General features: G+C 47.1%; 8 protein-coding genes. 2 read left to right on the forward strand and 6 right to left on the reverse strand.

From position 1 onward, the window contains the following. Positions 1 to 5: 5 nt before the first annotated feature. The gene (locus tag ABNK31_RS16235; RefSeq protein ID WP_418893472.1) at positions 6 to 1,646 is read left to right on the forward strand and encodes a RagB/SusD family nutrient uptake outer membrane protein; all 1,641 of its coding nucleotides are present in this window, start codon (positions 6 to 8) and stop codon (positions 1,644 to 1,646) included. A 29-nt stretch (positions 1,647 to 1,675) separates the two neighbouring features. Further along, positions 1,676 to 3,691 (forward strand): hypothetical protein, encoded by a 2,016-nt coding sequence (locus ABNK31_RS16240; protein WP_418893473.1) that lies wholly within the window; start codon positions 1,676 to 1,678, stop codon positions 3,689 to 3,691. Positions 3,692 to 3,770: 79 nt separating this feature from the next. Here the strand turns inward: ABNK31_RS16240 and ABNK31_RS16245 are convergent, their stop codons facing one another. The 6 genes from ABNK31_RS16245 to ABNK31_RS16270 all read right to left on the reverse strand — a co-directional run bounded on the left by ABNK31_RS16245 (position 3,771) and on the right by ABNK31_RS16270 (position 12,165). Next, positions 3,771 to 6,167 (reverse strand): sodium-translocating pyrophosphatase, encoded by a 2,397-nt coding sequence (locus tag ABNK31_RS16245; RefSeq protein ID WP_418893474.1) that lies wholly within the window; start codon positions 6,165 to 6,167, stop codon positions 3,771 to 3,773. 160 nt (positions 6,168 to 6,327) lie between these two features. Next, on the reverse strand, positions 6,328 to 7,101 hold the full coding sequence (locus ABNK31_RS16250) for a prephenate dehydrogenase/arogenate dehydrogenase family protein (protein WP_418893475.1): 774 nt from the start codon (positions 7,099 to 7,101) through the stop codon (positions 6,328 to 6,330). Between the two features lie 63 nt (positions 7,102 to 7,164). Continuing rightward, entirely contained in the window at positions 7,165 to 8,235 is a 1,071-nt protein-coding gene (locus tag ABNK31_RS16255; RefSeq protein ID WP_418893476.1) for a chorismate mutase, read from the reverse strand. Positions 8,236 to 8,319: 84 nt separating this feature from the next. Further along, complete coding sequence (locus ABNK31_RS16260; protein ID WP_418893477.1) at positions 8,320 to 9,513, reverse strand: pyridoxal phosphate-dependent aminotransferase; 1,194 nt, start codon at positions 9,511 to 9,513, stop codon at positions 8,320 to 8,322. A 9-nt stretch (positions 9,514 to 9,522) separates the two neighbouring features. Beyond that, the gene (locus ABNK31_RS16265) at positions 9,523 to 10,371 is read right to left on the reverse strand and encodes a prephenate dehydratase (RefSeq protein WP_418893478.1); all 849 of its coding nucleotides are present in this window, start codon (positions 10,369 to 10,371) and stop codon (positions 9,523 to 9,525) included. 585 nt (positions 10,372 to 10,956) lie between these two features. Beyond that, complete coding sequence (locus ABNK31_RS16270) at positions 10,957 to 12,165, reverse strand: IS110 family transposase (RefSeq protein ID WP_418892526.1); 1,209 nt, start codon at positions 12,163 to 12,165, stop codon at positions 10,957 to 10,959. Between the last annotated feature and the right edge of the window lie 209 nt (positions 12,166 to 12,374).

Genomic DNA, 12,374 nt, shown 5'->3' on the forward strand with positions numbered 1-12,374 from the left:
TACAGATGAATAACAATAGACTAAATTTAGCAATTCTGCTCTTGGCAAGTTGCCTAAGCGCGTGCTCCGACTTTTTAGATGTAAAGCCTTTGGATTCTTTTACGGGAGAAGCTGTCTTTTCCGATGTAAAGCTGACGGAGGCTTACGTGAATAAACGCTATACCGAAATACGGGATGGATTCAACTATGGACTACGGTATATTTGTGATGAGGCATACCACAATTTCAATTCAGGCAGCCCGTATCTTTATAACCGAGGGGAGGTAACGCCTGACCAAGCAGGAGATTTTGGCACGTGGAAACTTTATTTTACTGCCATAAAAAACTGCAACATCTATTTTGAAAATATCGATAAATTAAAGACCGATCCAAAAATAATCGATCGGATGACCGGAGAAATCACGTTTCTGAGAGCCTTCTTTTATGCCGACCTGATATCCCGTTATGGGGGTGTACCTATTCTCACAAAAACTTTCGGATTGGATGACGATATGATGGTTAAGAGAGATTCTTATGAAGCATGTGTCTCTTTTATTGTGGGAGAGCTTGATAAAGCAGCCGATTTATTACCTTTGTCATACGATGAAGAAAATTACGGACGCGCGACAAAAGGGGCAGCATTAGCTTTGAAGTCAAGGATATTGCTTTACGCTGCGAGTCCTTATTGGAATCCTTCCGGCGATAAAGCAAAATGGCAAGCGGCGGCGGATGCCGCAAAAGCGGTGTTCGATTTAAAAGATGGCGATGGACCGGTTTATCAACTGGATCCGGACTATAAAGGACTGTTTGTAACGAATAAGAGTAAGGAAATTATTTTTATGAAACAATTTAATTCGGAATACGGTCATTCTTTTGATTGGACTGATTCACCAAATGGTTTTACAGGTTGGTCGAGAACCTGTGTTCTGCAAGACATGGTGGATGCTTATGAAATGGCAGACGGCTCTATGCCGACAGAGGATCAATATGCAAAGGGTACGCCTTGGCTAAATCGGGAGCCTCGTTTCTATGCGTCGATTGTTTGTGACGGACAACAATTTCGCGGACGGGAAATTGAATTCTTTATTTCTTCTACAGGTAATAAGGCTGAATGCGGTATGGATAGTGAATACGGAATTGATGATTGGAATGCCTCCAAAACACATTATACCATCCGCAAATTTATGAATGAAAATTTGCGAGACGCCTGGAATGACAAGGGAGCCCAGCCCTGGATATATTCTCGCTTAGGGGAAATTTATTTGAATTATGCAGAGGCGATGTTTCATTTGGGTGACGAATCCGCTGCACGGGCCTACATCAATAAAATCAGGGAACGTGCCAGAGGAGGACAACCGAATGTTTTGCCCGATATAACAAGCTCTGGCGAAGAATTATTGCAGAAAATACAACACGAACGAAGAGTGGAACTGGCATTTGAAGATCATCGATTTTTTGATGTACGTCGATGGAAAATAGCAATGGAAACGGAAAATAAGCCTGCCCGCAAAATCACCATCATTCGTGATGATCAGACAAAAGTCAAAACGTATAAAATAGAGATCCTGCAAGAACGCAAGTTTCTTCCCCAGCATTATTTATTACCTATTCCCAGAAGCGAAATTCTACGCAATTCACTACTGGAACAAAACCCCGGCTATAAATAATCTTGTCTTAATCACTTATAAAATAGAATATGGTGAATATAAAAACAGAGTATATCGTTTTTTGCTTTTTCTTCCTTCTATTGGGAGCTGGGATTAGAGGCAATGCCGGAAATCGGTGGTCTATCGATGCCGACGGAGGAATCTCCTGGATTATTGACAACCGCAGTCCTCATTCGGATCATATCGAAATGAGCGGATTAAAAATTTCCTCCGTGCTGAGATACGGGGTGGATGAAAATGGCTCTTTTCATCTTAACCGTAGCCTTGTCTGGCCTACCTTACGTACCATCCCTAATAACACGCATGCAAGCCTGACACGGCGTTTCGGATGGAATGTGATCGATATGATTTCGGTGAACGGCCTTTCCCTTTCGAATGAAAAAGTAAAAAGAATTTCCCTGCGCGGCATGATGACCACACAGAGTGAATTTGAATTATCCGGAAAAGGGAAACTCGAATTGACTCGTATCCTGTTCCCATCGGTCTCGAACCCTCTATTTTGCGAGAAATATATACTTAAAAACAAGGGAGAATCGATTGTTTCAATAGAAATTCCGACTGTCCGTTCTGTCATGCTGACAGCCGCTAAAGAAGGAGTCGAAGGCAGTTACAAGCTGGTTTCGACCCTCAGCGGCCAAACAGCCCGCCAACTGAAACCCGGAGAGGAGCTTTCTTTCAGTGCGACTTTTGCCGGATACAAGGACAAAGAAAGCGAAAGGAATGTGGATATTGATCAAGAGTTACAAGCTCGTCGGGATTTGATAACTAATTTTTGGAGCAATCTTATTTTGGAAACCCCCGATTCAGTAGTGAATACCATGTTTGCTTTTGCTAAAATTCGCGGAGCGGAAAGTATTTATGATACTAAAGGGGGACTGCTTCACGGGCCGGGAGGAGAATCGTATTATGCCGCTATTTGGGCAAATGACCAAGCGGAATATATGAATCCTTTTTTTCCGTTCTTGGGATATCCGGAGGGTAATCAATCGGCCCTGAATGCCTATAGACACTTTGCCCGTTATATGAATCCCGAATATAGCAAACTTCCGAGTTCTATCATTGCAGAGGGAACCGACACCTGGACCGGTGCCGGAGACCGGGGAGACGCCGCAATGATCGCTTATGGCGCTGCACGGTATGCTTTGGCCCGAGGCGATAAAGCGGAGGCGGAAGAATTATGGGAACTGATCGAGTGGTGCCTGGAATATTGTAAAAGAAAACTCAATAAAGAAGGCGTTATAACTTCCGATTCGGACGAATTGGAAAATCGTTTCCCCTCGGGTGAGGCGAACTTATGCACTTCTTCTCTTTACTATGACGCTCTTTGTTCGGCGGCCTTCTTAGGAAAAGAACTGGGAAAGCCTTCTTCACAGATTGCACATTATAACGAAGAAGCCGCTCTTCTTCGCCAAAACATAGATCACTATTTTGGCGGCCAGGTAGAAGGATTTAATACCTATCGATACTATAAGGGAAACGACGTATTGCGTTCCTGGATATGCATTCCCTTAACCGTCGGTATTTATGATCGGAAAGACGCAACCGTCGAGGCCTTGTTTTCACCTCGTTTATGGACTGAAAACGGACTGCTGACACAAGCCGGAAGCAAAACCTTCTGGGATCGCTCCACTCTTTATGCATTAAGAGGCGTATATGCCTGCGGCGAAACGGAAAAAGCGACCGGTTACCTGAAACACTATTCCACACAACGTTTATTGGGAGAGCACGTTCCTTATCCCATCGAAGCATGGCCGGAAGGTAATCAGCGACATTTATCTGCGGAAAGCGGATTATATTGCCGGATTATAACAGAAGGCTTATTTGGAATCCGCCCAACGGGCTTAAAATCATTTAAAATAACACCTCGTTTACCGAAAGATTGGGATTATATGAATCTTCGTGAGGTGAAAGCGTTCGATCGCTCCTTCGATATTGAGATTACCCGCATAGATGAAAAGATAAAAGTTAAAGTCAAAGCTAATAAAAAAACAATTCTCACCCGCAAAATGAAAGATAATCAAACAATCTTAGTTCATCTGGATTGATAAACAAGAAACTGAGAGGGTGCGGCAATGCTATTTTGTCGCACCCTCATGCTTTTATCCGTGAAACGGCTTAGAGGCGTTAGACGGTGGGTATTCTCATCCGGTAGAATGATCGCCATACGAAACAAAGCCCCAAAATCAAAAACGGAATGGCAATATAAAGCGATATATCCGTTGTTTCGACATATTTCATCTGGATGGACATTTCCGTTGCCAGCAATCCGAAAAGGGTGGAAAACTTGATGATCGGATTCAACGATACCGATGTCGTGTCCTTGAACGGATCGCCCACCGTATCGCCGACAATCGACGCTTCGTGCAGCGGCGTATTCTTTTCCTTCAAATCCACTTCCACCACCTTCTTGGCATTGTCCCAACTGCCGCCTGCATTGGCCATGTAAATGGCCTGGAATAATCCGAACACGGCGATGGAAATCAAATACGCCACAAAGAAATTGGGATCGCCGAAAGCGAAAGCCAGCGTGAGCGATATAAGCGCTATAAAAATGTTCCACATTCCTTTTTGCGCATATTGCGTACAAATTTTAACGACTGAGATAGAATCGTCCATGTCGGCCTCTTTCTTTGCAAAGTTGAATGTCCGCCTAATAAATTCCACCGCACGGTAAGCCCCGGTAGTAACGGCTTGCATGGAAGCACCGCTGAACCAGAAGACCACGGCTCCTCCGCAAATCAATCCCAGAATTACCGGCGCGTCGGTTAGTGAAATGTGTAACGCTCCTACCTTTTCGAGCAAGAGAATAATGGAGAAAATCATCGTAGTAGCGCCCGTAACCGCCGTACCGATCAACACCGGCTTGGCCGTCGCCTTAAAGGTATTCCCCGCCGAGTCGTTGGATTCCAGATAATATTTGGCTCTCTCGAAATCGGGCTTGAAACCGAACTCCTTTTCGATCGACTCGTGCACGCCCTCGATCCCTTCGATTTGCGATAATTCGAAAATCGATTGGGCATTGTCGGCCACGGGACCATAGCTATCCACGGCAATCGTCACCGGCCCCATGCAGAGCATCCCGAAAGCTACCAATCCGAATGCGAAGATGCCGGCATGCGGTCCGATCACCGCATCGAGCCCCATCATCGAAGTGAAATAAGCAACCAACATCAGCGCTGCAATCAACAAACCTGTCCAGAATGCACTGAAATTGCCCGCGACGATACCCGAAAGGATATTGAGCGAGGGGCCTCCTTCGCGTGAAGCGGTCACGATTTCCTTAACATGTCCCGATCGGGAACTGGTGAATATTTTGGTAAATTCAGGAATCAACACAGCCGCGAGCGTGCCGCAACTGATGATGATGGCCAGTTTCCACCACAATGTCGGATCGGCCATATCGCCCAACAACAGATGACTCATAAAGAAAGCCGACGAAATGCAGAGCGTGGCGGCGATCCAGATAAGATGTGTCAGAGGCGCCTCGAAATTAAACTTCTCGCGGTTACCGTAGAGTTTTTTGGAAATCGCCTGATTGATAAAGAACGAACAACCCGAGAGGAAATCCATCAAAAAGCGCATTCCGAAAATCCAGACGATCAGTTTGGCTTGGATGGCCGGGTCGGCCACGGCAAGGGTGATAAAGGTGATCAGCGCCACACCCGTCACGCCGTATGTTTCGAAGCCGTCGGCCGTGGGGCCTACGCTGTCGCCCGCGTTATCGCCCGTACAGTCGGCTATCACGCCGGGGTTGCGCGGGTCGTCTTCCTTGACTTTAAAAATAACCTTCATCAGGTCGGAACCGATGTCGGCTATCTTGGTAAAGATCCCGCCGGCTATCCGCAGAGCGCTCGCGCCCAACGATTCTCCGATAGCAAAGCCGAGAAAACAGATGCCCACAATCTCACGCGGCACAAACAGCAGGATCGTTACCATCATCACCAGTTCCAGGGATATCAGGAAAAGTCCCACGCTCATACCGGCCCGCAGCGGAATGTTGACCACATCCAGCGGCCGCCCGCTCAACGAGGCGAAAGCCGTACGCGCATTCGCATAGGTGTTTACCCGGATGCCGTACCATGCCACGGAATAAGAACCCAGCATGCCCACAACCGAAAACAGCAGCACCTGCGCGACCACCGGAACGGTTTGCCCCGCCAGGGCGAAAAAGTAAACGCATAAGATAGCCGCAATCAACGCAAAAAGCATCAATAAGAATTTGCCTTGCTGCAACAGATAGGTGCGACAAGTAGCATAAATGGTTTTCGCCACCGTCAACATCGATTGGTGAGCAGGGAGCTTCTTCACTTGGCGAAACAGCAAAAGGCTGAATCCCAGCGTGCCTAAAATCACCAATGCTCCGTAGAACAGAAAATTCCACGAACTTACCGTTCTCCCCCAGATATGGAAAACGCCTTCGTGCAAATCAGGAATGGCCAGATCCAGTTCACTGGCCGACAAACTCATACTCGAAATCAAGAACAAGCTTGTTAACAATAGAATATTTTTACCTTTGTCCATTGAATTAGATTATTTTGAAAAGATGAAAATTTGAAAAAAACTTTTCAAAACTATGGAATTAAGTGGACGAAACAGGCTAAAAAAGTTTATTTTATTACTCAAAAAGCGCAGAATAGCGTTAAAAAAGCATATAAGATAGAAATTTCTTTCGACAGGCTGCTTATTCGATATTCTTGCGTACCCGCATCAGGAACTCTTTCATCTTCTCGCTATCCTTTTGCTCGATAATGACGAGCAGTTCTTTCAACTTTTCGCGGATGCGTTTCACCTGATCGGGAGTGTAGGGGTTGAAAAGTATTTCGGTTAATAAAAAATCGTCTTCCGAAAGGAGCCCCTGGGCAATGCCCATGTGACGTTTGAAGGTGGTTCCGGGCGCGTTCTGATGCTTCATCACCGAGGCGAACACCAATGTCGAGGCAAACGGGATGGAAAGCGAATAGGCAATCGTCTCATCATGCTCCTCAAATGTATATTCAAAAACATTTAAGCGCAGGTGATGGTAGAGGTCGCGGAAAAACACTTTCCCCAAATGCATCGATTCGGAAATGATGATGGCGCTTTGGGTGCTCAGATCGCTAAGGCTGGCAAAGGTCGGCCCGAACATAGGGTGCGTGGAGACAAACGGCCTTCCGGAACTTTCGTAAAACTCTTTGAGACCGGTTTTTACCGAAGCGATATCGCTCAGGATGCACTGCATCGGCAGGTAAGGCAACACGCGTTGAAAGGCCTCGATGGTAAACTTGAGCGTCGCGGCATTAATCACAAGTTCAGGTGAAAACTCCTTTATTTCTTGCGGATCCGTCATACGCTGCGTGTTGTAAATAAACCGCAAACGCTTGGGCTCGATATCGAAAACCGCGACATCATGGTCGAAACTCAACACGTCGGCAAAGAACGACCCCATCTTGCCGGCTCCTAAAATCAATATTCTCATTTGTTCGCTATCCGTAATCAGCTTGTCAGCCTTCAATCTATTTCAATCTTCTTTCAATCTATATCAATCTTTTTTCCGCTCCATCACCACCATCTGTTGGCGAACCGACTCGGCATGAATGGCTTCCAGCACTTGCTTTATAAACTCTCCGTTCATATCCATTTTTTCGCCCTGCTCGGCGCGGTCGGTCAGGATTTCGTCGTAGCGCTGCGTTTGCAAAATAGGCATATCGTGCTCGAGTTTGTAATGACCGATTTCACGAGCGACCCGCATACGCTTACAAAGCAGTTGCAGGAGTTCATTGTCGAGTTGGTCGATCTGATCACGCAACACCGAAAGATCTTCGGTTGTCTGCGTGCGGTCGCGAATGACGAGCGAGCTCAATATCTCTTTCAGCGAAGCAGGCGTAACCTGCTGGTCTTTATCGCTCCAAGCCTCGTCGGGCGAACAGTGCGACTCGATGATGAGGCCCGAATACTTCAAATCCATGGCTTGTTGGCTGAGGGTCTGTATCAATTGCCGTTTACCGCCGATATGGCTGGGATCGCAAAAGACGGGAAGATCGGGATAACGCCTTTTCAGTTCGATCGGAATGTGCCATTGGGGCAAGTTGCGGTATATCGTCTTGTCGGACGTGCTGAATCCTCTATGGATAACGCCCAGCCGGCAGATACCCACGTTATACAACCGTTCGATCGCCCCGATCCATAACTCCAAGTCGGGATTGACCGGATTTTTAATGAGCACGGGGATGTCGACGCCGCGCAACGTGTCGGCTATTTCCTGAACGGCAAACGGATTGGCCACCGTACGCGCCCCGAGCCACATCATGTCGACGCCATATTTCAGCGCTTCGTACACATGCTTTTCGGTGGCAACTTCCGTCGCCACATACATGCCGGTTTCTTCTTTCACTTTTTTGAGCCATTTCAGCGCCGGGCTTCCCACGCCTTCAAAGCCTCCTGGCTTGGTGCGGGGCTTCCATACGCCGGCGCGGAAAATTTTAATTCCATTCCGAGCCAGTTCACGTGCAGTGGCCATCACTTGATCTTCGGTTTCGGCACTGCAAGGGCCCGCTATCACCAGCGGCCTTTTATCGTCGATACCAGGTAATAAAATCGATTCGAATTTCATATTTGTAAATTTTTATTGTCTCCAGTCTCCGGTCTCCAGTCTCCGGTCTCCAGTCTCCGGTCTTCAGTCTCCGGTCTCTAACCTCTATCCTCCAGTCACCATTCTACTATTGATATATCGCTCTATGCGGTTATACGCCTCCGACAACTTAGAGATATTGGCTCCCAGCGATATGCGGATATACCGCTCCCCGTTGCTACCGAAGATGGCTCCGGGCGTAAGGAAGACATGGGCGTTATACAGAATCTCGTCGACAAACTCGCGGCTGCCGGCCTCGTAATCGGGCAGTTTGCCCCACACGAAGAGTCCCGTCTGTTCTTTATCGAAATGACACCGCAGCAACAGCAGAATCATCTCGGCCCAACGGCGGCGTTCGCGATAAAGCATGTTCATGTTGTCGTACCATTGGTCGGGCTCGGACAGTGCGGCCACCGCGGCCAATTGCATGGGCTTGAATTGCCCGCTGTCGATGTTGCTCTTCTCCTTTAATATCCATTTGACAAATTGCGGGTTCGAGGCCAACATGCCCATACGCCAACCCGTCATATTATGCGACTTGCTCAACGAATTGAGTTCGATGCAACCGTCTTTGGCTCCGTCCACCGAAAGGATGCTTAACGGTTGATGGTTCAAAATAAAACTATACGGATTGTCGTGGCAAATGACGATGCCGTGTTTGTTGCCGAAAGCCACGAGCCGCTTGAAGAGGTCGGGGGTGGCCCGCGCCCCTGTGGGCATATTGGGATAGTTTACCCACATGAGTTTCACCTTCGAAAGGTCTTTCTTCTCGAGCGCGTCAAAATCGGGAAACCAATGGTTGTCTTCCATCAAATCATAAGGGATGACATCCGCCCTCAGCAGGCGCGACACGGAGGTATAGGTGGGATACCCCGGATTGGGCACCAAAACCCCGTCGCCCATATTCAGGAAAGTCATCGAAATATGCAGGATGCCTTCCTTCGATCCGATGAGCGGCAATATTTCGTCGGTTGCCAAATCGACGTGGTAATACTTCTCATACCATTCCGAGAACGCCTTCCGCAGTTCGGGTATTCCGTTATAAGGCTGATAAGTATGCACATCGGGGCGATGGGCCGTCGCGCACAATGCTTCAACGGTACGTTCGGAAGGAGGCAGATCGGGGCTCCCCACAGCTAAACTGATGATGTTTTTGCCCTCGGCATTCAACCGGGCCACTTCGGCCAGTTTGACGGAAAAATAATACTCCGAGATCTGTTTGATATGTTCGGCCGGCTCTATTTTTTTTACTGTAGACATAATCGTTCGTTATTTTTCAATGCTTTGTTTACTTTCCCTGTATTCGCCCAACACTTTCAAGTCGTTTATAAGCGGCATGATGGCATCGATCGATTGCTTATACCGGCGATAGTCTCTAAAGGTAAGGTCGATATAAAACCGGTATTCCCATTCTCTTCCGATAATCGGCAGCGATTGAATACGGGTCAAATTAATATCATAAAAAGAAAAAATCGACAACACTCTCGACAAGATTCCCTCGCTGTGCGGCAGGACGAACACCAGGGTGGACTTATTGACATGATTGTTCTTTTGCACCTCTTCCAACATCCGCCCCTGCGCCAGAACGAGAAAGCGCGTGAAATTCCGTTTATTCGTTTCTATGCCCCGGGCTAAAATGTTCAATCCGTACATGGTCGCGGCGAGGTCGCTGCAAATGGCGGCTTCTCCCATCAAGTTTTTTTCGGCGATTTCTTTCGCCGCCAACGCCGTATCTTCATGTTCGACGATTTTGACGGCAGGCAGCAGATCCAAAAAATCGCCACACTGCATCAACGCCATCGGATGGGAAACAATTTCCTTTATATCTTCCAGGCGCTGCCCGGGCAATGCCGACAAGGTGTGCGAAATACGCAACTTATATTCGCCGGCGATGGAAAGATGGCTCCTTCTGAGCAGATCGTGATTTTGCAATAATCCTCCGGCAATGGTATTCTCGATAGCCATCATGCCGATAAGGCCGGGATCTTTATCCGCCTCGAAAAAGATATCGCGAAACGTCAAACAAGGAACGATTTCCAACTCTTCCCCCTCGAAATAATTGCGCGCGGCAATTTCGTGATATGCACCGAACCCTCCTTGAATCGCAACTCGTTTCATCTTCTACTTATTCTATAAAAAAAAATCCCATCGTGTTATCGACAGGATTTTATTACTATATTATGTTTGTTTTATTTCTTCATCATTTACACATAAAATCCTGCTTCTATCGGCTAAAATAAAAGTAAAAATAAAAGCGGTGTGTAAAACTCGAATGGTTCATTATTCTCTTTTGTTGTTTTCTGATTGCAAATGTAGCACTTTTTTCCAGAAGCAAACAAAAAAACATAAAAAACAAATCAAAAAAAGAACAAAACCGACAATTATACCGATCGTCGAAAACATTTCCTCGTTTTTTTTATATATTTCTTCTATAAATTCCCCCCATATTCAAAGAAAAATGGAGCTAAATAGAGAAAGATGTTTGGATACAGGCATAAATCACCCTACCCACAAGGTTGCAGGCAAAGACGCGGTGACGCCTTCCGATATGCGATTTTCTTCTGCGGGCTTGTCTTCTCTTATTGGGAGCAGCATTAACCCCGGTCTGTGTTCTTGAGGTCGTTTCAGGGACGACTGTGACATTGGCCTATTTGTAAACGGGGTCTTGAGCCACCACAAAGTTACCCGGCCTTTACGCTTGTATTATAGATTAATATTCAGTATGTTCGCTGTTTTTTCGTACTCCTTCTTGTAATATGCGAGCCGGGCTTTCATCTTCACCGGATCGTAAACAGGGGCCAGCCGGGGATCGTATTGCCTGGTGTGCTTGAGCACGTTCCATATGACAACGAGCAGTTTCCTTGCTATGGCGACCAGAGCCTTTTTCCTTGGCTTGCGCATGGTCATGCGTTGGAACTTTTCCTTGAAAAACGAACCCTTCGACCGGGAAGCCGCCCAGGAGACCTGTACCAGGATCGAACGCAGGTACTTGTTGCCTTTGGTGGTAGCGGTGCTCTTGTATTTGCCGGCGCTTTCATCATTCCTCGGGCGCAATCCCGCCCATCCGACAATCTTGCCGCTATTTTCAAAGACACTCATATCCCCACCCGTTTCGGCTATTATGGTCATCGCCGCTATCCGGCTTATTCCCGGAATGGTTTGTAAAAGATTTACCGGCAACGCAAAATGTAGGCCACATATCCGCTCCATTTGTGACAGACATTCCGATATCTGCAACTGGTATATGTCATACTCCTGTTTCGCCCAGGACAATTCCTGGCGGTGGTGCGCCCTGATATTGCCCCTAAGGGCCTCCTTTAATTTCCCGCTCTGCTTGTTTTTCCTGTTCCCGTACACCAGGCTTACAAGATAGCCCGGGTCTGTCCATCCGGCTATCAGCGCCTCGACGATACCCATGAAACTTTTCGTGCTGATACTGCTCAGGCAACTGCTCGCCCGGATACCTGCCTTTACCAGGATGGCGTCCATACACGTCAGCACACGGGTCACCTGCTGCCTGAGCTTGCCGTATTTGCGAGAATAGACCCGCAACTCCTGTATCAGGGGAGCAGGAACGAAACTGCCGCGCATCATGCCCTTGTGCAACAGGCTGGCTATCCACTGGGCATCCTTGATGTCGCTCTTACGACCCGGCATCTGTTTGATCAGGTACGGGTTGACAAGCGTCAACTTGAACCCCATCTCGTAGAATATGTCCCACACGGCAATCCAGTAGATACCCGTGCTTTCCAGGGCCACCTCCTCCACCTCTTCCGACTGCAGGTACTCACCCATCGAATAGATTGCAGGGGTCAGCGTTGCATATTCTTTCACTTGAGAATGACTCTCTCCATTGTAGATTGCACAGAATATATTATCTTTGTGCACATCTAAGCCACATACTTTTTTCATTATTGAATATTTTAGTGGTTAATGATCTTCAAATATAGAGAAAGTTGTGGCTTATTTCAAATCAATGTGTAAAACCGGCCCAAACGGACTCAAACAGAACACTCAATTTTTATGGGTCTGTGTATATGTGTATACTTTTATGTATATTTGTAGTTCAAAAATCAGTGAATAAATACATAACCCTATAAAAACTAAAAAAACAATCTGCA

This window comes from Limibacterium fermenti, assembly GCF_041902845.1.
Taxonomy (GTDB): domain Bacteria; phylum Bacteroidota; class Bacteroidia; order Bacteroidales; family Dysgonomonadaceae; genus Limibacterium; species Limibacterium fermenti.

What these genes read in the sequence shown, in the direction of transcription:
- ABNK31_RS16235 (WP_418893472.1), top strand. Translation starts at nt 6, where the DNA reads ATGAATAACAATAGACTAAATTTAGCAATTCTGCTCTTGGCAAGTTGC.
- ABNK31_RS16240 (WP_418893473.1), top strand. Translation starts at nt 1,676, where the DNA reads ATGGTGAATATAAAAACAGAGTATATCGTTTTTTGCTTTTTCTTCCTT.
- ABNK31_RS16245 (WP_418893474.1), bottom strand. Translation starts at nt 6,167, where the DNA reads ATGGACAAAGGTAAAAATATTCTATTGTTAACAAGCTTGTTCTTGATT.
- ABNK31_RS16250 (WP_418893475.1), bottom strand. Translation starts at nt 7,101, where the DNA reads ATGAGAATATTGATTTTAGGAGCCGGCAAGATGGGGTCGTTCTTTGCC.
- ABNK31_RS16255 (WP_418893476.1), bottom strand. Translation starts at nt 8,235, where the DNA reads ATGAAATTCGAATCGATTTTATTACCTGGTATCGACGATAAAAGGCCG.
- ABNK31_RS16260 (WP_418893477.1), bottom strand. Translation starts at nt 9,513, where the DNA reads ATGTCTACAGTAAAAAAAATAGAGCCGGCCGAACATATCAAACAGATC.
- ABNK31_RS16265 (WP_418893478.1), bottom strand. Translation starts at nt 10,371, where the DNA reads ATGAAACGAGTTGCGATTCAAGGAGGGTTCGGTGCATATCACGAAATT.
- ABNK31_RS16270 (WP_418892526.1), bottom strand. Translation starts at nt 12,165, where the DNA reads ATGAAAAAAGTATGTGGCTTAGATGTGCACAAAGATAATATATTCTGT.